Genomic DNA, 22,768 nt, shown 5'->3' on the forward strand with positions numbered 1-22,768 from the left:
GGCAAGGAGATTCCTACAAAAAAGCCGCGATTTGCTTCGCGGCTCCCTAAAATAAAATTTTATTTTAGCACTACCCGGCGTAAAGACGTCAGCCATAGCTGCTTGGGAAATAGCCTTCGATCGGCAATTTCTGTCCTATACATTGGCGTTTCGCAACGTTTCTGTACAGCAGCTTGTGTCCGTGTAGGAGCCTCTTGATATTCAACTAAATAACAACGCGCTTAATTTACCATGTTCCAAACATCATGTCAACTGATTAACCAAAATAATATGAAAATTACATTAAATATTTTCTTTATAATTTCAAAAAACGTAGATATCTTTTCATATCTACGTTTCATCATTTTATGGTCCGAAAACTAAGGACCAAGTAATATCAGCATTATAAGGCTTGCGCGTAATTATTGGTGTTTGCGGCAAGTCTAAATCTAAAATTGGACCCTGAACTTGCTTATTCTTGTCAAACCATTGCTGAGAAATATTCACACCATTCGCATCAGCACTCAAATTAGAATTTTGATAGATAAGATAGTTATTATCTAACAAATGTTCATTGCCTGAGCCATCCTGATAACGCAAAAATCTAGCAATTGCATTATTGGAATCAGGGGCAGAAACTGAAGCTGTGAGTTTAACAGCATGTTCTTTAGTAGTATCGTTGGTTATTTTTAAATTGTTGGTTAGTTTTTTAATAGTCAACTTTCCTTGCTTTGGCAAATGATGCGAACCGTAATCAATTTGACCAGGAACATCTAATTTAATTATCCCAATCATGTTATAGCTCAAATCATTACTCTGACCTAAATCTTTATGAGTTTGGTCAGCAGCAATCGAAGTAATAATATTATTGCCAATCTTAACAGGATTATTTTTTCCAGCTGTTATCTCCACTTTGTTATTCACAATAAAACTAGTTCCTGCCAAAAAGTCATTACCACTAAAACCAAAATCAGTAGGCGCGTATTCTTTATCTAAAGTAAACTCAATTGGCTTCGATTTTACTACCTTGCTGTTGGCGTCCTTATAAGCAGCCACGATGGTTGAACCAGAATATTTCTCAATGGCACCAATATCTTGACTGCTGTCATGGCTGATTTTGATATGATGGACTGGGGCGTTGGCTTTAGGCGTAAAGGTAGTTGTTGAATGCTGCATACCACCTAAAATATTATCTCCATTCACTCCGGAAACTTTTTTAACACCTTGATAAGCAGGCAGATTCAACACTTTATAATTCCAGATGATATCTTTTTCAATTTTATTAGTTTGATCATCAATACCTGAAAATACTAAACTATGTTCACCTGCAGTTTGGGTTTGCTTATCAATTGTCCAGTCATAAGAAGTGTCTGTATCATGCTTAATGTTGTCAATAGTAGCACCCGGAATTGGCTGACCATCAATCTTACCCGTAATAGTAATCGTTTTAGCATCGACATCCCCATCATGATAATGAATTGGGACATGAATCGTATCACCTAAAAGATAATCTGGGGCTTTATCAGCTGTCATCACTAAATTAACCACCTTGGTAGTAGTAATAGGTGATGATTGATAGTTAGTCACTGCGCTCGTTTTTATTTGATCAGAAGATTTGAGATGTAATGGTAACTGTCCCGCTTTCAAATTCTGATTATACTGATCCACTAAAGCATCTAAATCATACTTAAAAGTGTATTGCCCCTGTCCTTGAGGTGTCCACTTTATTTCATTATCTTGCAGATATTTCGGATTATCTTGAGAATCTGTAACTGGTTTGCCTAAATTATCAGTATTAGAAACGTCTAGATTACCTTCATTATCTATCAGTAGATTAGGAGTAACGGGATAAACTGCAATATCGTTTGGGTCAGTAGTGGCTTTTTGCTTCGCCGATTCCTTATTAGTTTTTGTGCCTAAATCGATAATACTTCCATCTTTACGAACCACTTGTACTTGTACAAGTGGTGGATCCGGTTTAAATATTGGATCTGAAGGATCTTCATTATCAGCTACTTGCCATGCTTTACCACCAACAGTACCACTAATAGTCCGATTGGCTATCGGATAAACTGAATTCGATGTTTCTGTCAGTGAAGGACCAGGCAAATCAGAAAGTCGAATATAGCTAAATTCCTTGCCCTGCATATCTTCCATCGCTGCCTTTAAAGTTTTCAACTCCAAATCATTAGGAGGATTATCTGGAGCTTGAATAATTTTAGAACCATTTAAATATAAATTCGCCGTAATAGCTCCACGGGAAAAAGGTAAGACGAGTCGTTGCACTCGCACCGGCAAAGGTGTTGTTGTTCCTGCCGGATTACTAGAACTAACAGTCTCCCCCATACCTAAACTGACGACTTTACCATAATTAGGATCTGAAGAAGCTACTCCAGGATTTCCTAATGATGTTTGTTGCTTATTATCACCAAAGGCACTAATTCGCGTATCATAAGCATTAATATCGGCACCACTTGCATTTGCATCACCAGAATTAATATAAACTAAAGCATTATTAGCACCTTGATGTTTCCGTAAATCTAAGGTAACATTTTTAGGATTCATAATATTAACATCCATTTTATCGCTTGCATATAACAAATGAATTATGGACTTAGGATTATTATCTTTATCACCAATAGAAATACTAAAATCCCCGCCGGTTTTGACATTAATCTTCATCCCACTGCCTACAGACATTAATCCACCATTTGTAGCATCTGTACCGTTAGTATAATCACCTAATTTGTTAGCTTTGACATGGAATGTACCATGAGAAAGATTGGCAATACCACCCATCATCTTAATTAATGGATAATTATTAAAAATTGTTCCCTCACTATCAATATTAATTGTTGGAGAATCATTACTATCAGGTGACTTATGAAATTGCAATTCTGAATTAGTACTCCCCATATAAATACCACCACAAGGTAATATTGCGTCAAAAATGTGGCCATCATCACTTGAAGGAACTTCATTAGGATCAAGGCCGTTACAGTGAATATTTAATTGCGCGCTACCATACATATTAATGGTCGGCGTCCCACTGGGCATGGAAATACCATAAGCCATGCCTCCATCATGATGTTCAGCCGTATTAGTTCCGTGAGGATACAAATCAACTTTGGCTCCATCTCTAAAGACAGCACTACCAGTTAATTCCAGCGTATTTCCATTATAAGTGGTTCCAGTATAATTACAGTCTTTGCCAAATTCAACTTGATCAACTTCAAAGTTTTGTTGGTCATTACCACCATGAGGAACAGCGGCATTATTATTACTATCAATGGCCAGATTATTAGATTCAGAAAGCCAAATAAAATCACTATCTGGTGCTCTAAAGGAACGTACAGATTTACCAGAAGTATCTCCTAAAATAGTGACCCCGGAAGTTCCACCCCCAGTCCAGGAAAATTGGGAACCGACATAATGAACATTATCATAAGTAATCCAACTATAACCGCCAGCCAATCCCTTTTTATAATCATCCAAATTATTTGCACGATTATAATCTGAAGTGGGATCATTTTTGTCAGAATTATAACCAACATCCCCTGGTTGCTTAATTGGCTCTTTCATTTTTATTGCAACCCGATTCTTAGCGATTCCAGTATTGCAACTAATAAACCCCCAATAAGTTGTCCCATAAATATCAAGATTTTCTATTGTCCAGTCTTCCTTATATGGTTGTAGTCCACTAGTACCATCAGGATAAGTTACAGTTTTATCTTCTTTTGCAGCCCAATTATGTCCTATCAAAGCAAAATTGTTGAAACCCATCACTATATAATGATTTTTACCATCAAGCAATAAGTTATCGTGTCTAATTGCTACATATTTATATGAAGTTTTACTATTAATTTCATTTCCACGGCCTATGTTATTAGCTGGCAATTGATAATTCATTCGATAATTTTTTGCAGTTAAGTCATCTATCTTAGATAAATCAATATTATTCATCAAAACAATTTTATGAATTTGCGAAATGGGTAAATAATCTTTATTAGATGACCAACCCAATCTTAAATTAGCATCCTCACCTAAAGTTCCTTTACTAAACAAATCCTTCCAGTTATCAGGATTGTTCCGATTAAAATCCCAAGTCGGACTAGCAGGATCCCAAACTGCTTCAAATAAGCCTTTTGCAGTATAAACATCTGCTTCATAACCGCCATTACCATCTTCCACCAAATCCAAATCATGGTCCGGCGAATCATAAGGATTATCTGTAGCTCGGACTATCCTGTTTGCTGCCGGCATAGTAGTCATTGAGAAATTGTTCATTTTCTTTGCAGCATTGGCTTGTAAATTGGGTACACTAGTAGTGGTCAGAGGCGTAATTGTTTGCGATTGAGCACCAGCCTGCGCATTGTTTGTAATCGTTACCATAAGCAAAAAAATAAAGAAAGCAAACAGTGACATCAGGTAAACTTTTTTATTTTTCATAATTTGCATTATCCTTTATAAAAACATAACTCTAGAGGCATCTACAAACTAATTATAGTATTTATATGCTAAATTTCAAGAAAATATCTTTATTATCTATTTTTAAAGGCAAATTTAAATAGCAACTGCTTATTATAAATACTAAAAAATCTGTCCTAGTTATACTTGAGTTATTCTACAAGCATAATTAAGACAGATTCAATACAGTCAGTCAATTTGACAACTAGTGAGTTTTTACTAAGCCATAATTAAGAACTAGTTATTCGCTTGGGATACATTCAACGCCCATTTTAACAGTAATGGCGCTAAGATGGTGGTTGCAATAATAACAGCAATAACTAACGAGTAATCATTACTATTCAGTAAATGCTGCGCATGACCAATTTGCGCAACTACTAAGGCCATTTCACCTCTGGAAACCATCCCCATGCCAATTACTAAAGAACTTTTCCTGGAAAATCCTGCCCCTTTGGCTCCTAAGCCAGCACCTACTAACTTAGTCAGTACTGCTGCTATCGTTAAAATCACAAAGAATCCCCATGATTGTTTAATTCCATTTAAGCGCATTTGGAGTCCAATATTAACAAAAAAGAGCGGAATAAATAATGCATAACCGAGCGTTTGCAATTGCGTTGTGATTTTAGAACCATGGGGTGTTTGCCTGATAATTATTCCGGCAAAAAAAGCCCCAATGGCACTGCTTAAATGGGCCCATTCTGCTGTAGCTACCAAAGCAAATACAATAACTAAAGCAACAATAGTCACATTCGCACTGACTAATAAACGTTGACTGAGAAATAATATTTTTTTAATCAATGGACGTGAAAACCATAATAAAACAAAGTAACCCACTTGTAATAGTAATATTAATGCCAAATTTACAGACTGCGTACTTGTGAATGCTGTTAATAATCCTAAAGCAATCATAGCTAAGATGTCATCTACTACTGCAGCAGCAAGAATTGTCGTTCCTTCAGCGCTATTTAGTTGTGCAAACTCACGCAAAACATCTACCGAAATAGACACTGAGGTGGCAGAAAATATCACACCAAGATAAATACTTTCTTGACCGGACAAATGTCCAGCAAATCCTAAAGCCGTCATAATCACCACTGGCACCACGACCCCCGAGACAGCAACTATTACTCCCGGCCGCCAAAATTTACGCAGTAATTGGATATCACTATTGGCTCCAGCTAGAAACATTAACAAGATTAACCCAATATCTGCTCCCAGCGTCAATAACGAAGTTTGTTGAATCCAATGCAATATTGGTCCCACAATTACTCCTAACACCAGTTGACCCACAACCGTGGGTAAGCCCAGCCGCGCACTAAGATGTCCACTGACCGCTGCCAAAAATAAAATCACTGCTAATAATCCAATTGTCTGCATCTATATTCTCCCTAATAAAAAAAGCCTCCAAGAAAGTCTCAGGCAACCCAAACCTGAGACATATTCTTGAAAGCTTTTTGCTTCAACCTAATAATTATTTAATTGTGATGATATTTTAACACAATTCACCAAAAGACAAAACTCATTTTATATTGAATAACTATGATTGCCTTTAACTCAGAAAGTCGTTATAGTATAAGTAAGCGATTTCCAAAAGCGAGGTGTATCATGCAAAAAAGAGCCTGGTTTAAGTTCTTATTGTTATATTTAGGCGGAGTTACCATTTCTTTAAGTCAGTTAAAGATTGTTCCCATCCTTACTGAAATCAATCAACATTTCCACTTGTCATTAACTGCTTCTGCTTGGCTAATGTCAGTTTTTACTTTTTCGGCAGTTTTTCTGGCTTTGCCAGGAGGTGGAATTGTCAGCAAATTAGGCCCTAAAAAGTTACTCATTGCTCTAATGAGTTGTCTTATTTTAGGTAATTTGTTAGGTCTAATGGCAAACAATTATCCTTTATTGTTATTGTCGCGCTTTATTGAAGGTATCCCTTTTGCCATGATTATTATGGTGGGGATTGTTTTTATTAATAAGTGGTTTCCTCAACACAATAGTGGCCTTGCAACCGGAATTTGGGGCACATTTTCCGCTGCGGGTTCGTTAATTGCAATGAATATCTTCAAACCCTTAAGTGTTCATTTTGGGTTAAAATCACCTTGGATTTTCATCAGCATTTTGGGCGTTATTTTATTAGTTTTATATTTAACTTACTTTGAAAATGACGCAGTACCTGCTTCAGACAAAAATTCAGCCTCAATGTTGCAATTGCTCAAACCAATTCTGCATAATCGTAGTATTTGGGCTTTAGCCATCGCCCAAGGAGCCATGGCCTTTGTCTTATATGCTTTTATTACTCTGTATCCACTGCTTTTTACTAATTTTTATCATGTCAGTGCTAATCAGGCCAACTTCCTTGCTAGTTTATTTGGTCTATTTGGGGTACCGTTTGGCTTATTAGCAGGTTACTTAATGGATAAGTTTCCACAGCACAATTCTTTAATTACCTTGATAGCTTTTGTCCTGATGACTTTAAGCTGTATTCCTATGCTTTGGCTGCACGGAACTGTCAGCTATATTGTTCAGGTATTTTGTCTCTCAGCTACCATTATGATGGCTTCTTCATGTGTAATGGTTTTGGCACCAAAAACCGTCGCGGCTGGACAATTAGTAGGTTATGCGGTTTCTTTTGTTAACTTTTTATATTATATTGGGATTATCATTGGTACCCCAATTGTTACTAGTATGATTGAAATTTCTTGGTCAGCAGCTAGTTGGCTGTTAGGAGGTGTTTGCCTGTTAGGAGCAATTAGTATTATTATGTTCATAATTTTTAATCATAGAAAGGAAATATCTTAATGAAATATCAATTTACTAATGACTTAAAACAAGCTCAAGAACTTGATCAAAACGATCCCTTAGCTTCAATTCGTGACCATTTTTATATTCAACCGGGTCAAATCTACATGGACGGTAATTCTTTGGGGTTAGCCTCTAAAGATGCTGAACAAGCTTTATTAAAAATGATGGACGTCTGGAAAACTCAGGGTATTAATATGTGGGATGACTATTTCCATTACGGAATGCAACTTGGTGCCAAATGTGCCCAATTAATTAATGCCAAGGACAATGAAGTACTTATTACCGGCAGCACTACTTCCAATGTTCATTCAGCTGTTAGTACCTTATATCATCCAACTAAAGAACGCTACAAAATTTTAGTTGATGATTTGAACTTTCCTACGGACCGTTACGCAATTGACAGCGAAGTCCGTTTGAAGGGCTATACTCCACAAGAAGCTGTTAAAGTGGTCAAAAGTCCTGATGGCAAGTATATTGACGAAGATGCTGTTATCGAAGCTATGACTGATGATGTAGCTTTAATTTTATTGCCTACTGTCTTATATCGGAGCGCGCAAATCTTAGATATGGAACGAATTACTAAGGCTGCCCATGAGCGAGATATTATCATTGGTTGGGATCTTTGCCATGCTATTGGTGCCATTCCGATGGACTTTGAAAAAGTACAACCAGACTTTGCTATTTGGTGTACTTATAAGTATCTATCCGCAGGTCCAGGCTCAATTGCCGGTTTGTATTTAAATCAAAAGCACTTCGACAAACAACCCGGACTAGCTGGATGGTGGGGAAATCGGGACGATACCCAATTTCAATTAAAACATCAATTTGAACATCAACAAGACGTCAGCGGTTGGCAAATCGGAACTCCAACCATGTTAGCTATGGCACCATTAGAAGGTACTTTAAATCTTATTAATAGTATTGGCATGGATAAAATTCGGACCAAATCATTAAAAATCACTGCCTATTTAATGTACTTAATTGATGAAAAGTTAGCACAATATGGCTGTACTGTTGGTAATCCTCGTGAAGATGATAAACGTGGCGGTCATGTCTGTTTGGAACATCCACATGGTTATCAAATTTCTTTAGCGCTAAAAGAACGTAATGTGATTCCAGATTTTCGGGAACCTGATGTTATCCGTCTGGCTCCAATTGCACTGTATACTTCTTATCAAGAAGTCTATCAAATGGTAGAAATTCTCGAAGATATTCTTAAAAACAAGACCTATGAACAGTACAGTGAAAAACGTGGCTTGGTAGTTTAGAAATTTTATTAATATGCAAAACAAAAAGGTATCCCAATTTGAAGGGGTACCTTTTATCTTGATATTAATAACTGCCTACCATATTATCAGATCGAATCCATTCATTAGTAGAAACTTGATAATAATCATAGCCATCTAATTTCAATCTATTGTTGGCTGCCCAGGCAGTATTTTCAGCTAATCTTCTGCCCGAATCAACCATTTGTAGCTTATCTTTCAATGCATAAACAATTGCACCAGCAGCTTTATTCGTTAATAAAGAAATATGAACAATTGCTGGCTTACCGTTCGAAGTGACATCCATCCCTCGGACAGTAACATCGCCATCTTTAAGCCATTCAACAGAAGAAACTTTATAATAATTGACACCGTTAACTTGCTTCATCGCAGCTGCATGCCAAGCTGAGCTTTGAGGCATTACTCTACTAGTAACAGAAACTTTATCGTCATTAATTGAATATACGGGAATGCTTTCTTTCTTAACTACTACTGTAGCACTAAAGTCTCTATCATCACGTCGATCAGAAGGTAAAATTCCTGGAGTAGTTGAGTTATTATTATCTTGATTTCTTAGATAAGTGACAGAATCACTTTGCGAAAGTTCAAAATTATCATTTGCTATAAATGTGACTGTTGGTCGACTAGGAGTATAACCTGCTATTTGAGGTACCGTAACTTGGACAGGAGTATTCTTATAAAAAGTATAAGAATCATCGGTCATAAAATATCTTTCTTGACCATCGATGGTCGCAGTAACTGGAACTCTGCCAGCAGTATATCCTATATAGTGTGTTCCATCAGGAAATTCATCACCAATAGCTGGTTCTGCTTTTACAATCTGTGAGGGTAAACCTATCAGTCCACCAATAGTTAAGAAAGCAATACTAAAAAATAATAACACGGTATTCTTTTTAATCATTAAATTACCTCAACACTACTGACATAGAATCTGCATCTAACCATTCATTAGGTGAAACTTGGTAATATACTTTACCATCAATAATTATAGCTGAAGTAGTAAGCCAAGGAGTTCTAGCAGCTAATACTCTGCCAGATAAAGTCAGCATATTATTTTTAATATTATAAACTTGAGATCCACTCTTTAACATAACTTTAATAACGTGTTGGCCGATACTTTGACCAGAGATTGATACATCTGCTGATTTAATCCATTCATTTGTAGAAACACGATAATAAACTACACCAGCAATGGTCTTACTCTTATCAGATCTCCAAGGAGTATTTAAGGCTAGGAAACGGTCAGTTTTAGTCACTGTATCGCCATTTATTGCGTAAAGTTGGGCATTATCTTTATTAGTCTTAACTACACCTCTAAATGAAACAACTTCATCGGTTCCATCTGGATTATGATGGATAATTCCATCTTTAGAGGTATCATCATCCATACCCACAATAGTTATATCTTCACCCTCATGGGTATCAGTAACAGGATGAGTTTCAGGAACATCATCAATGTAATTATTATCTATATTATCAGACGTTGCAACTGCTGCTGTTGCACCAGTATCAGGAACCTCAGAAATATCATCACTCTCTGGATCATAATTTGGTCCAGGTACGAATTCCTTAGATGAATCTGGTTTTCCAATGGAAGTTCCTGTAGCTGTATCAATTGCTGCATTTACCACTTGTGTAGTTGAACTTGCTAAACCACCTGTAGTTAAGAGAGCAATTGCTGCCAGTGAAGTTAAAACCAATTTTTTATTCTTTTTAAACATATAAAACATCCTCTTTCTTCATTCTTAAGTAAAAAAGTCGCTATGTGACTTGTTTTTTAGTACACTTTACGTGAACATAATATCTTTAATTTCTTACATTGTCAACACCAATTAACACATTACGTGTACTTAATGTATTAGCTTAATAATTAATCTTCTAACCTGCAAATAATTATTTCAATTTGATACCATCAGCTGCTAAATTATGCTGTATGGTAGTTAGCGATTTATTAACCGAGGTATGACTGGCATCATCATCAGTATTAATTTTATCAATATTTAGTACATTGTTTTGGTCCTTCAAGTTAGAAATAGTTACTTCAACATATTCTGGCTTGTTGTCCTCTTCTTGATCAACATATTGACATTGATATAGAGCAATAACTTTCACTCGTTTATTTAAAATTTTCTTAGCCGTATGATCATTAACTTCAACCTGAGATGTTATTTCTGCAGAATTAGAGCTATCATAACTAGAGTCATCCTTAGTCTTAGTAGAATTAGGGAAAGCATACAGATTAATGAAAGTCACCGTATAATGATCATCATCATAACTATCTTTAACAACTGAATCAGTTACTTTTTTAACTTCATCCACATTAGAAATTTTAGTAAATTCACTTAATCCTCGCACCTTAAATTTGACAGTGCGCCTGCCCACATATTTCACGCCATCTTCTTGAAATAAACTTTCTGGAGCTTTTACTGTAACTGTCTGTCCATTAGATAATGATCCATTTCTTTTTACAGTAAAAGTTGTATTACTCTTAATTTTATTACTACTTAAAACAACAGCCCCATAACCGTCAAACCCAACAAAGTCAGCTTTAATGCTCGACAATAAACTATTCGTCGACTTAGTTTTAACGGATTTCAATCCTTTAACTTTAAAAGTTTTTGTTTCAGCTTTAATTGGATTATTTTTGTCGTTACTAGTATCCACAGTAACTTTAATCTTATCACCATTGCTTAAATGTGAAGTTGGTTCAATATCCACTTTAGTTTCTTTAGCCCACTGAACCATTTTTATAATTTTATCACGCTGGTCTGACGTATAAGCGTATGAACTATACGGGTTAGTAGAATTCCACAAAGTAGTATCGCCACTTTCAAGTAACTTGTTCGCAACTGATTCGTCCAGTCCTACTTTCTTTGCTAAAGTATGAAACATATTTAAGTTAGCGGTTGTAGTATCATAAATAGCACTTCCCGAACCATCATAGCCACTAAATTTGACATTAGCAGCTTCACCAGTTAATATACTGGTCTTACGATTTAAATAAAAATATGTTCCCGCTACTAGGACTACAACTACTAAAGCAATACCTATCCAAGTTTGGCTGGGTACTTTATGGATTTTAGAAGCAACTTTCGAAACAGTTTCGTTTTCACTTAATTTTGTATTTTTAACTTGTTCTTCTTTATCTTGTTGTATATCATCCTTATTCTCTGACACCACTTATCCTCCTCTTTAAGTAACTATTGCTGTTTCTTTTCAAAGAACATGTTCAAATCAGTCTTATCAGTATCTTGAGCTAACATTTCAGTAATTGCATCTTGAATAGTTAATAATTTAGCTTTTTCAAAAAAGGGAACTGGAATTAAATAGTCTGAACCAGCACGTTGGATTACTAGCACATTTTGCAGACCACTACCTAAAATCCCTGCACCAATTAATAACAAAACAAGAGCCCCTAAAAAGCTTTGTCCTATAGCACTAAAAGCTAGAAAAATTATAATAATTCCTAGAATAATTGGTTTAATTTTATATTGTGAAGAAATCATTGTAGAACTAATATTTTTCAGAGGAATATTCTGATTATCTCTACCTGCAGGTATAAAACCTAAAATAGTATTTCCCTTAGAAACCCTAACAAATCTTGAGTCAACAGCAATAAAACCTTTGACCCAAAAAAATAACAGCGATAACGAAACATCAACTCTTTTTTCCATCTAACCTACTCCTTATTTAGATTTATTGATGATTTTGAATAAAAATAGTGTACAAAAGCTTGTTTAGCTCAATACACTAAATTCAAATCATTATAATCAATAGCGATATGTAACTATGTAGCGATTTGCTTTCGCTAAAAAGTTAACGCTATGTGTACATGTTATTCCATGCTTCGCCGTCTGTCAATATCCCTTGACAACAATTTGTGTACTTAGTTGTACTCTCTTGTATGAGACATTTATAATCTCGATGGGGGACTGCTAATGACCATTGGACAAAAAATCAAAAAACTGCGTCATGCCCAACACATCACACAAACCGAGTTAGGACAACATTTAAATATGACTAAGTCGACAGTCTCAATGTGGGAACGGGGAGAACGTACACCTGATATCTCGACAGTCATTAAGATAGCTCAATACTTTCAAGTTTCCACTGATTATTTATTAGATAAAAATGCTCCCTCAACAACTCTGAATGATTCTTCTATTAGTGATTTAGGTCTTATTTTAGAAGAATTACTATTAGTTATTAAGCAAAATTCTAATCTCCAATTTTGGGGACAACCAGCAACAAAATCTCAAATTGCACGCTTACAAACGGCTTTAGAAATTACCATTAAACTTAATAAGAATGAAAACAAATAAAGCAATCTATCGTTTATGATAGATTGCTTTTTAATATTATGAATATCTGCTTTAATCTGGGATGGGTGTTAGTTTGGTTTTGTTCAAGAGTAAGGAACTAGACACCACTGAAATTGAACTTAATGCCATCGCCAAACCAGCTATTTCTGGACTTAAAGTTAAGCCCCAGCCGACAAATAAACCCGCCGCAATCGGAATGCCCAAAGCATTATAGATAAAAGCCCAAAACAAGTTCAATTTGATTCGTTGAAAAGTTTTTTTACTTAATTCTAAGGCTTGAACTACTCCGCGCAAATCGTTTTTGACCAGAACAATTCCGCCGGATTCAATAGCAATATCAGTTCCTGAACCCATAGCAATTCCGACATCAGCAATTGTTAGAGCGGGCGCATCGTTAATTCCATCACCCACAAAGGCTACTCGACTTTGCTGCTGCAGTTCTTGGACTTTAGTGGCTTTATCTCCCGGCAAAACATTAGCAATTACTTGATCTATGCCAACTTGTTGCGCAATAGCCTGGGCTACTCGTTGATTATCACCTGTCAGCATCACTGTTTTTAGACCTTGCTTTTTTAAGGCTGTAATAGTTGGTCGAGCACTAGCTTTAGGTGTATCTTGAATTGCAATTAAACCAATAATTTTCTCCTGAAATCCAACTAAAACTACTGTTTTGGCTTGATTTTGCAACTGAACCATTTGTTGTTGCAAATCCTGACTCAATTGATAATTAGCTACCAATTTGTCATTACCCACAAAGGCTGTTTGGTGGTCAATTTCACCTTGAACCCCCTTGCCGGTAATAGCTTGAAAATTTTGAACAGTTGGTGTTGCAATGTGTTCTGTCTGAGCTTGGTGGAGAATTGCTGCGGCTAAAGGATGCTCGGAATTGGTTTCTAACGCTGCGGCAATTTGTAAAATTTGTGTGTGATTATCCCCCACAACATCAGTCACTTGGGGTTGTCCATTAGTAATGGTGCCGGTTTTATCAAAAACTACTGTCTGAATATTATTAGCTGCTTCCAAAACTTCACCATTTTTGATTAGTACACCCGACTTAGCACTGCGGCCAGTACCAACCATCAAAGCAGTCGGTGTCGCTAAGCCTAATGCACAAGGACAAGCAATAATGATTACAGATACCGCAAAGAGTAACGCTCTTACAGGAACAGCATTCAAAAAAACATTCCAAACGACAAAGGTAACAATCGCAATGATTAAAACAATCGGTACAAATATATTAGAAATTTGATCAGCTGTTTTTTGAATGGGCGCGCGACTGTTTTGAGCTTTTTTAACCATTTCTACAATTTGTGCCAGTAAGGTGTCGTTCCCAACTTTTTGAGCTGTATATCTAAAGGTACCTGTTTTATTAATAGTTGAGCCAATTACCTGATCACCAACTTTTTTGGTGATGGGCATACTTTCACCGGTTACCATTGACTCATCGACACTAGAAGAACCTGTGGTGATAATACCATCGACTGCAATTTTTTGCCCCGGCTTAACTTGCAGTGTATCACCCACTTGAATTTGTTCTAATGGTACTTTAACTACTTGACCATCGCGAATAACATCAGCTTCTTTGACCTGTAAATCCATCAATTTTTCAACAGCACTGGAAGCATTGGTTCGCATTTTTTCTTCCAGGACTTGACCTAATAAGATGAAGGTAATGACAAATGCTGCACTTTCAAAAAATACCCCTTGATGATGCAACAAAGCATAAACGCTATAGAGATAAGCGGTAGCAGTTCCAATTGCTACAAGAGTATCCATGTTAGCATGGTGGTTCTTAAAAGCTGCCCATGCACTGTGAATAAATGGCCGCGCAGATACCAACATAATTGCTGTTGTTAGAGCAAACATCGTCCAAGCCCCACCAGGTAACATCCAGCCAAAGGGCATTGCTATCATTTGCACCAACATTGGCAATGAAAGTACTAAAGAAAATATAAAGCGTTGTTTAATGCTCATGAGTCAATAACGACCTTTCCGTGAAACATATTCATTCCACAAGCAAATTCATATTCTCCTGGTTGACTAGTATCAATTGTGACAGTTTTTGTATCGCCGACTGCTAATTGTACCTTGAATTGAAGTGCTGTTGATTGTACTTCGCTTAAGCAAGGTGATGAGTCTTCTTGCTGAAAGATAATTTGTGCTGGTTGTTGAGCTTGAAAATAGACTTCAGTAGGTTGATAGCCGTTTTTAATAATGATAGTTGCTGTTTGCATTGTTATTTCTCCTTTTATTTGACAATTACTTTTCCATGAAACATGTTCATCCCACAAGCATAGTCATATTCTGCAGTTTGGCTAGTATCAATAGTAATAGGATGATCTGCTTGTTCTGGTAAGAACTCATTAATTCCTAAATCTGGAAACACGACCCGTTCCAGACAACTAGAAGGATCACGCCGCTTAAAGGTTACTTGGGCCGGAATGCCCTTTTTGAGCACTACTGTTTCTGGTTTATAACCGCCATCGACAATCACTTGCACATTTTGCTGATGAGCTGGTGATACATCCGCAGCTACAGCTGCTTGTTGGTGATTGCCGAAGAACCACCAACTAATAAAACCAATTAAGACTATAGCCACAATCATTACTACAATTTTACTCATTAATCAAACCTCCACCACTTTTGTTTACATTTGTAAATGTATCTTCATTATAGCATCAAATTTACAAATGTAAACTAATGAGACAATAATAAAGGGTTAAGACAATATTTTGCCCTAACCCCCTATTTATTAATCCAAACTATTAGTAGCACTCCAGGTCATCTTGCCTGCATAATGTCCTGTTTTATTCGGTTGCGCCCTCGTCTGCAAAAAAAGACCCGATTTTTGATTTTGTTTACTATCCCACCAATTATCTAAAATATGTTTCGTTTTTAGATTATCTGTTGGCGAACTCTTAATTGTATTAATGGTTGTTGTTTTATTCGTCAAAATTGTGAAAGATTTTATCGGTACTATTATTTAAAATATGATGACCATAATCAATAGTATCGGGAACTGTTAACAAGAGATAGTAAGGATTAGCAAATTTCAAAGATTTTGTTTGTGCTAATGGATGATCCAGCTCATTGCCAGCATGATTAACGGATGGCGTTTGCTTGTCATTAAAGATTAATGATTGTATTTGTATTACTGCTCAAAATTAGTATCCGACTGTGCAGATTGAGCAACATTAACTTACCATGAAATGAAAAATACCAGTATTATAAATAAATTTGTAAAAAGACCAACATGCTATTTCAAACATTAACAGAGATATTATATTAAGTAAATAGTATAAAAATACCAATCATAGTAAAATCAATCTAATTATAGGCAATAAAAAAGCTAAGACATCCTGATATCTCAGCTTTTTTATCGTTTAAAGTGATAATTAATTAATGCTGTTTTTTATTGTCCAAGTTATTTTGGTGGAATATTTACCAATAGTTACTCCCTTAGGTACATTCAAATGAATAGTATTACTATTCCAAGTTAACTTCAGTGATTCAGACTTATAAGTAGGACCTGATAATGTATTAGGAGTATCCTTTAATCCGTTCACTTTTAGAACTTGATGTTCCATCTTATCTAAAGGTAAAGTAAAGCCACTCTGTAAATAGGTGGAAAAACTGTCATTAATGGTAGGTTCGTTCTTAAGACCAGTCGATTTATATTCAATGTTTGACGGTTTATCAAATTTAATAGTAGGTATTACTGACATACTAGTGCCATTACTCAATTTGAAATTATCTGCTTGTACAGATAAATCCCATTCTCGATCAGGCCATTGCATACTCTTATCTGCATAAGTGAAACCATCGTCTATTTGAACGGTAACAGGATTAGCTTGATTCTTATTATCACGTTTTAAGTCTTCCAAAAATCCCTTACCAAAGTCAATATTGTTAGAAGTTTTTACACTAAGACCATTATCAGCATCTTTGGAAACATAGACAAAAACAATTACTTGATTATCCGCGCCATATTTTCCCATAGCCCACGCATTATTTTTAGTTTTATCTTTTTCCTTAATATTATAAGGATGGAAAACTCCTTGTGAAGTTCCCACGGTATATTGATAGTACCCTAAATAGCGATAATTTTTTATTTGAGGAGCTGGAGAGCCAGAATAAACTTTTTTCACTTTAGACGAATCTTCACCTTGAAATTTAGCCGGTGGAGTAATCGGCCCATCATCACTAGGATTAGTACTAGGAGATACTATTGGTTGGTTAATTGGCAGTTCTTCTGCGATTGGCACATCTTTGTTAACACCATTTTCAACATAGCTGCGAATAGTATAGTTACCATTTGTTGAATGAGCTTTTAGAGAATAAAGATTTAATGAGGGTGAATTGTTAGGCCAACTACTACTACCAGAACTAAAGTAATTAGATGGATCTAAAATATTAGAGCCTTTATTATTATTAACCGCCGCATATTGGAAAGTTACTCGACTTACAGTAGGACTATAATATACTTTGATAGTTTTTGCTTGATTATTATTATAAGTGAATTCTAAATTCGTCAAATCAGTAATGGTTAAAGGTGTTTCATTATTCTTGTCATCAACTAATACAGCTTTCTCAAAGAGATAGTCCTTTTTTGCAAAACTATTGAGATATTTTGGCACTGGTGTAGGACCATCTGTTGCATCAGGAGTTATAGCATTATAACTATTTCCAATTTCTTTAACAACCGAAGTTACATCAGCTGGATGTGTAGTATTCTTGGGATCATTAACATTAATTGGTCTATTATTAGTATTATCAACGTATTTAAAGTTATAAGTTCCATTAGGAACACGAACATTGGAAGTATATGAGTCTTGTAAATAATTTGTGGAATCTGTTATTGAATGATACTTTTCTACCTGTCCTTCCTTTCGGAAAACATCAGTATTCATACCTTGCATTTTAGCAGCAACATAATCTTGACCATCTATTTGTGTCACATCTTTTTTCCAAGGATATTCTCCATTAACCTTTTTATCCCAGTCAATTTTAAAATTCAAATCTCCTTTGATAAACAAGTTGCTGAATCCATTAAAACCAGGAGCAAGTCCTAACACCATGGATGTATCCAGTTTATAATTATATACTTTCTTGCCTGCAGGAGGATTGGCGCTTTCTTCTAAACTCTGTGGTTTATATTGTGGAAGAGAAGGCACACCATTGACAGCACTATCAAGCTGAGAATTATTCAATGCACTAATTTCAATATTTGACAAATCAATGCTGAGATAATTTGGAACCTCAACATTATTAACTTTAACCACTGAAGGAGCTACTGGTTTAGGAGTAATTGGCTGTGGTGGAAGCTTTTGGTATATTTTAAATTGCACCGTCTGAGGACTATATTTGCTTTTATTTGAAGTAACAATCTCATCGGAACTATCAGTTACATTTCCAAAATTATTCGTAGTACCCTCAAAATCAGTATAAGGAATCTCTGCTCTAAAGGTAGCATTATTACTCATATTAGTGTACATAGCACCACCAGTATCTCCTCTACCACTAAAGATATCTGTCACCCTTAAATGACCATGATTAAATAAATATAGAAAACCATTATCTAACCTTGTACCAGAGTTATCAATACCTACTCCGGAAACTTCAAAGTAATTTTCAGCGCCTGGTGCAGTATTTTGATGACCCTTAACCTGAGTAGGAGTACCGCTTATGACAGATTTTTTTCCATTGCTATTTTGTCCATAAGTTACTCCATTATTAATGAGTAAAAGTCGGTTGCCATCACCAGTACCTAAAGTATCTAAGTCAGCTTTATCAAATGCGTATATCTTACGTTCATTAACATTAAACACCTGAAAATTACCGGAAGCATCAATAGGCGTATCGTTTTTTTCGTTTGGAGTAGGATTAGCTTTAGTAGAACGATCATAAACAAACTTAATATCTATAATCCAGCGTGAAGCCTCTGGATTATTATTACGCATCTTTCTAGAAGCTACAGTTGTATAACTTACAGGGTTTAACCAATTTAATGTATTAGGATTACCAGGAGCCCCTAAGTTAAAATAAACGTCTGCATTATCATTACGAGGAATAGCTAGAGTATTAGGATCTATTCTTACAAAATTCATCCAAGCATCTGCAGTCGAATTAGTCCTATCCCAGCCTATAGGACTATTTTGATTTGTATTGCCATTAGTCCCTTCCAAAGTGAATGTGTACACCGCATCAACCCATTTACCTCGATAAAAACCTACTTTTTTAATAATAAAAGAAGCTGGTTTACGATGATCTTTAATTAAAAAACCATTTTGAAAAGGAGATTGCCAAGCCCATAAATTATTTGAAAATAGAAAATTATCAATATTGGTATAAACATTGTCAGGTTTAGTTTTATCTTTATTGTCAGGATTAGTGGGATCATATTGCGCAAAGTTGGCAGGTGCTGACAAGGTTAAATCACTATATTTACGCGGAATATAGTCAGTATCAGGATTATTAACATCCTTTATTTCTACAAAATTCGAAAAATCTTCCGTCGTCTGCTTATTCCTGCCATCTAAGAAATCCCATTTCCCAAATACATCAGTAAATTTTTGATATTCGTCGCCATCAAATATTGTTGGTCCCCCAGCACGTAGCAGAATATTACGATTGTTAATAATATCTTGAAAAGAATCTGCTCGTACAATAGTCAAATTGCAAACTAAAATTAAAAAAACTCCTAATATTGTACTACTCATATAACTGGTTATTTTATGATTCATTGTCATCACATTCCCTTCTCGAAAGCGACTAGTTTTCACTGATATTAATCAAAAAAACTAATTTCTCATAATTTTATAATTGGTTATCTCATCAAATAGTTAAAAATATCGCTGTTTGCTTATAAAAAATCAATTATAGACTTCGATCGCTGACTCTTTTAAACGTGGTTCTTGAACAAAAAATAACTCTACAATGTCTAGTAGTCTCCCAGCTCCTTAATTAAGATTATATTTTTATATAACATCAACAATTTGATTATTATCGCTCTTTTTTAATAAAAAGAGCATTTAATCTCTTACAATGATATAGGTAGTCTGCTAAATTAGCAAGAAAAAAAATTTCTAATTTAATAAAAATTATTTCTAATTTTTAATTAATAAAGCAAATAAAATAGCCTAAGAATCAAAGTAATTGCATAGACTGCAATACTTATCAAATTCTTAGGCTTGTACTATTATTTTGTCAGAATAATACTGTTAGATATGCTCTTATATTGATTTAAAGTCAAAGCCCCCAAAATGGACTTAATATCCACTCTTGAGGGCTTATTAATGTTTGTAATTTTAAAATAATTAATCTAAGTTAGCCCCATTAGAAGCAATGACTTGTTGATACCAAGCAAAGGATTTCTTCTTGTAACGATTAAAAGTTCCATGGCCAGCATCATCAACATCAACATAAATAAAGCCATAACGCTTTGACATTTCCCCAGTTGATGCACTTACCAAATCAATGCAACCCCACGGTGTGTAGCCCATCACATCAACACCATCGTCTAAAGCTTCACCGATAGCTTGAATGTGTTGGCGCAGATAATCAATACGATAATCATCGGCAACATAGTTATTTTCATCTAATTGATCCTTTGCGCCCAAACCATTTTCTACAATAAATAAAGGCTTTTGATAGCGATCGTATAACTGATTAAGTGCAATCCGCAATCCAGCTGGATCTATTTGCCAACCCCAATCACTTGTCTTTAAAAATGGGTTCCGAACTCCTCCCATTAAATTACCTTTTACGCTTTCGTGATTGGCTTGTGTAACTTCTTCAACAGCAGACATGTAGTAACTAAAGCCAATATAGTCAACAGGATATTGTGCAATTAAGTCTAACTCTGCTTCAGTATAATCGATATCTTGTGGTTGCAGATTATATTTTGCTAATAAGCTCGCCGTATAAGCTGGGTAGTGACCTCGTACTTGAACATCTGCGCAGAAGAAATTATTCTCTTGATTAGATTTCATAGCTGCAGTTTGATTAACGGGGTTAGCATCATAACTATAAGTGGTTGCATACAAAATCATACAGCCAATTTGTAAATTGGCATCCAATTCGTGGCCAATTTTAACAGCTTTGGCACTAGCTACAAATTGATTATGCCAAGCTTGGAAAATGTTCTTCTTATCAGTAGCACCATTAGAAACAGCCAATCCCTGACTCATAATTGGAAAATGTGCTGCACTATTAATTTCGTTAAAAGTCATCCAATATTTAACTTGGTCATGGTAACGGGTTAAAACTGTCCGAGCAAATTGTTCATAAAAATCAATCAATTGCTTATTTTTCCAGCCACCATATTTTTTTACTAGGTTTAAAGGTAATTCATAGTGCGAAATTGTAATTACAGGTTCAATATTATACTTAAGACATTCTGCAATTAAATCGTCATAAAACTTCAATCCTGCTTCATTTGGTTCTTGATCATCGCCATTAGGAAAAATCCGTGACCATGCAATGGAAAAGCGATAACACTTAAATCCCATCTCTGCAAATAAAGCAATGTCTTCTTTAAAATGATGATAATGATCAATCCCTATGTGGTTTGGATAAAAATACTTATCTTCATTCAAAGAAAAATCAAAATCAGGCTGATTCACGACGGTCATCCGTTCTTTGCCACCAGGTAAAATATCCGGCAACGAAAGGCCTTTACCATCTTCTTGATAAGCACCTTCTAATTGATTAGCGGCTGTAGCACCGCCCCATAAAAAGTCTTTTGGAAATTGTTGTACTGTCATTAAGTAACCTCCTTATTATTTAATAGTATACAGTAAAATGTCATCATTAGTCACAGTCGTTTGAGAAGGAATAGTAACTTCACTAAATTCAGAAGAATTAGTAATTACCACTGGTGTAGTGATATCATAATCAGCTTGTTTAATAGCATCTAAATCTACATCCATTAAAAGTTAGTTTGGAACAAGCAAAATCTATTAAGGACTTTAAAAAGAAATTAGAACAAAAAACAGTTATTTAAATCAATATTATTTGTTTTAAATGAGTTATATAAATTAAAAAATAAAAATATTTTTAATAAAATAATTAAAATATATTTTTTATTGCACTTTATATAGTTATTTGTTATTATTTGTTTCTAATATATTTTAATTATCGATTTAATGCTTACCATCAAAGGAGGTTAATATGGAAAAGTTATTTAACGCTTTTAATTATATTATTTGGATAGTTTTATTATCTTTTTATTTTCTTCTTATGTTTACTAAAAATGATATATTTTTAGTGCTTTTTATAATTGCATCTATTTGTTACTCTATTTATGGAGTGTTAATTTTTGCTAAATTTATAAATTCTTATGATGAAAAGGATAAGAAAAAATATAGATAAATTTTTAGACAACAAAGCAAAAAATTCTTCCTAAACTATTCTTAATTTGGTAGCTAAAAACACAAAAAGCGGCATTAGCTAGAAAGCTAATGCCGCTTTTACAAATAATATATTATTAAATAATTACATCAATTGGAATATTCAAAAGATCATGTAATTTTTGAATTTCACGCTTAGTAAAGTCAGTATGATTATTAATTTTTCGATTTGTCGCCGATAGCGAACGTCCAATAATTTTAGCAACTTGTTGTTGCTTGATATGATTTGCTTTCAGATACCCCAACAATTTATTTTCTTCCATCATTAATTATTCCCCCCTGATTTTAAATAATTTGATTATCAAACAAATTTTAAAAACCAGCTAATAGCTTTACTATTTATAAGCCAATTTTTTATTTTGATAATTGAAACAATATCGTATAATTGGAACATTGTCAATAATATAAATAATTTTTTTACGGCTTGAGATAATTCAGATATATAAATCCACAATAATATCATTTAGCTAATACTAACTATTAGTTAAAACGAAAGCAAGTACTAATC

At 34.8% G+C, this 22,768-nt stretch carries 18 protein-coding genes and 1 riboswitch; of the genes, 4 read left to right on the plus strand and 14 right to left on the minus strand.

Annotated features, from left to right (window positions below):
* Positions 1 to 43: 43 nt before the first annotated feature.
* Positions 44 to 209: riboswitch (M-box (ykoK) riboswitch) on the minus strand.
* A gap of 136 nt (positions 210 to 345) precedes the next feature.
* Both DS830_RS06750 and DS830_RS06755 read right to left on the minus strand, forming a co-directional pair.
* A complete protein-coding gene (locus tag DS830_RS06750) occupies positions 346 to 4,428 on the minus strand; it encodes a hypothetical protein (RefSeq protein ID WP_118908741.1) in 4,083 nt (1,360 codons plus the stop codon).
* Between the two features lie 255 nt (positions 4,429 to 4,683).
* On the minus strand, positions 4,684 to 5,823 hold the full coding sequence (locus tag DS830_RS06755) for a cation:proton antiporter (RefSeq protein WP_118908742.1): 1,140 nt from the start codon (positions 5,821 to 5,823) through the stop codon (positions 4,684 to 4,686).
* Positions 5,824 to 6,051: 228 nt separating this feature from the next.
* On the opposite strand from DS830_RS06755, the gene DS830_RS06760 reads away from it, so the two are divergent.
* Together DS830_RS06760 and kynU are read left to right on the plus strand one after the other, a co-directional pair.
* Entirely contained in the window at positions 6,052 to 7,239 is a 1,188-nt protein-coding gene (locus DS830_RS06760; protein ID WP_118903063.1) for an MFS transporter, read from the plus strand.
* Positions 7,239 to 8,510: a kynureninase gene (gene kynU, locus DS830_RS06765; RefSeq protein ID WP_118903060.1), complete on the plus strand. Its 1,272-nt coding sequence runs from the start codon at positions 7,239 to 7,241 to the stop codon at positions 8,508 to 8,510. The genes DS830_RS06760 and kynU overlap by 1 nt, the downstream gene beginning before the upstream one ends.
* Before the next feature lie 64 nt (positions 8,511 to 8,574).
* On the opposite strand, the gene DS830_RS06770 is transcribed toward kynU, so the two are convergent.
* The 4 genes from DS830_RS06770 to DS830_RS06785 all read right to left on the minus strand — a co-directional run bounded on the left by DS830_RS06770 (position 8,575) and on the right by DS830_RS06785 (position 12,202).
* Positions 8,575 to 9,429, minus strand: a complete 855-nt coding sequence (locus tag DS830_RS06770) for a hypothetical protein (RefSeq protein WP_118908743.1) — start codon at positions 9,427 to 9,429, stop codon at positions 8,575 to 8,577.
* Positions 9,430 to 9,433: 4 nt separating this feature from the next.
* On the minus strand, positions 9,434 to 10,249 hold the full coding sequence (locus DS830_RS06775; protein WP_162887545.1) for an SLAP domain-containing protein: 816 nt from the start codon (positions 10,247 to 10,249) through the stop codon (positions 9,434 to 9,436).
* A gap of 172 nt (positions 10,250 to 10,421) precedes the next feature.
* Positions 10,422 to 11,705 (minus strand): hypothetical protein, encoded by a 1,284-nt coding sequence (locus DS830_RS06780; protein ID WP_118908744.1) that lies wholly within the window; start codon positions 11,703 to 11,705, stop codon positions 10,422 to 10,424.
* Positions 11,706 to 11,728: 23 nt separating this feature from the next.
* The gene (locus DS830_RS06785; protein WP_118908745.1) at positions 11,729 to 12,202 is read right to left on the minus strand and encodes a hypothetical protein; all 474 of its coding nucleotides are present in this window, start codon (positions 12,200 to 12,202) and stop codon (positions 11,729 to 11,731) included.
* A 264-nt stretch (positions 12,203 to 12,466) separates the two neighbouring features.
* Between DS830_RS06785 and DS830_RS06790 the strand changes: the two genes are divergently transcribed.
* Entirely contained in the window at positions 12,467 to 12,850 is a 384-nt protein-coding gene (locus DS830_RS06790; protein WP_118908746.1) for a helix-turn-helix domain-containing protein, read from the plus strand.
* A gap of 51 nt (positions 12,851 to 12,901) precedes the next feature.
* Here DS830_RS06790 and DS830_RS06795 read toward each other — a convergent pair whose 3' ends face one another.
* The 7 genes from DS830_RS06795 to DS830_RS06820 form a co-directional block, all read right to left on the minus strand.
* On the minus strand, positions 12,902 to 14,824 hold the full coding sequence (locus DS830_RS06795) for a copper-translocating P-type ATPase (RefSeq protein ID WP_118908747.1): 1,923 nt from the start codon (positions 14,822 to 14,824) through the stop codon (positions 12,902 to 12,904).
* Complete coding sequence (locus tag DS830_RS06800; RefSeq protein ID WP_118908748.1) at positions 14,821 to 15,084, minus strand: cupredoxin domain-containing protein; 264 nt, start codon at positions 15,082 to 15,084, stop codon at positions 14,821 to 14,823. The genes DS830_RS06795 and DS830_RS06800 overlap by 4 nt, the downstream gene beginning before the upstream one ends.
* Before the next feature lie 14 nt (positions 15,085 to 15,098).
* Positions 15,099 to 15,473 carry a cupredoxin domain-containing protein gene (locus tag DS830_RS06805; RefSeq protein ID WP_118908749.1) on the minus strand — a complete coding sequence of 125 codons (375 nt, stop codon included), beginning with the start codon at positions 15,471 to 15,473 and terminating at the stop codon, positions 15,099 to 15,101.
* Between the two features lie 129 nt (positions 15,474 to 15,602).
* A complete protein-coding gene (locus tag DS830_RS08895) occupies positions 15,603 to 15,803 on the minus strand; it encodes a hypothetical protein (protein ID WP_162887546.1) in 201 nt (66 codons plus the stop codon).
* A gap of 442 nt (positions 15,804 to 16,245) precedes the next feature.
* Entirely contained in the window at positions 16,246 to 19,599 is a 3,354-nt protein-coding gene (locus tag DS830_RS06810) for a hypothetical protein (RefSeq protein WP_118908750.1), read from the minus strand.
* A gap of 567 nt (positions 19,600 to 20,166) precedes the next feature.
* Positions 20,167 to 21,615, minus strand: a complete 1,449-nt coding sequence (locus DS830_RS06815) for a glycoside hydrolase family 1 protein (protein ID WP_118908751.1) — start codon at positions 21,613 to 21,615, stop codon at positions 20,167 to 20,169.
* A 15-nt stretch (positions 21,616 to 21,630) separates the two neighbouring features.
* Positions 21,631 to 21,780: a PTS sugar transporter subunit IIABC family protein gene (locus tag DS830_RS06820; RefSeq protein ID WP_118903028.1), complete on the minus strand. Its 150-nt coding sequence runs from the start codon at positions 21,778 to 21,780 to the stop codon at positions 21,631 to 21,633.
* Between the two features lie 241 nt (positions 21,781 to 22,021).
* On the opposite strand from DS830_RS06820, the gene DS830_RS06825 reads away from it, so the two are divergent.
* A complete protein-coding gene (locus DS830_RS06825) occupies positions 22,022 to 22,222 on the plus strand; it encodes a hypothetical protein (RefSeq protein ID WP_118908752.1) in 201 nt (66 codons plus the stop codon).
* A gap of 115 nt (positions 22,223 to 22,337) precedes the next feature.
* Here the strand turns inward: DS830_RS06825 and DS830_RS06830 are convergent, their stop codons facing one another.
* Complete coding sequence (locus DS830_RS06830) at positions 22,338 to 22,526, minus strand: helix-turn-helix domain-containing protein (protein ID WP_118903023.1); 189 nt, start codon at positions 22,524 to 22,526, stop codon at positions 22,338 to 22,340.
* Positions 22,527 to 22,768: the final 242 nt, after the last annotated feature.

Source organism: Bombilactobacillus bombi (assembly GCF_003522965.1).
Lineage (GTDB): Bacteria > Bacillota > Bacilli > Lactobacillales > Lactobacillaceae > Bombilactobacillus > Bombilactobacillus bombi.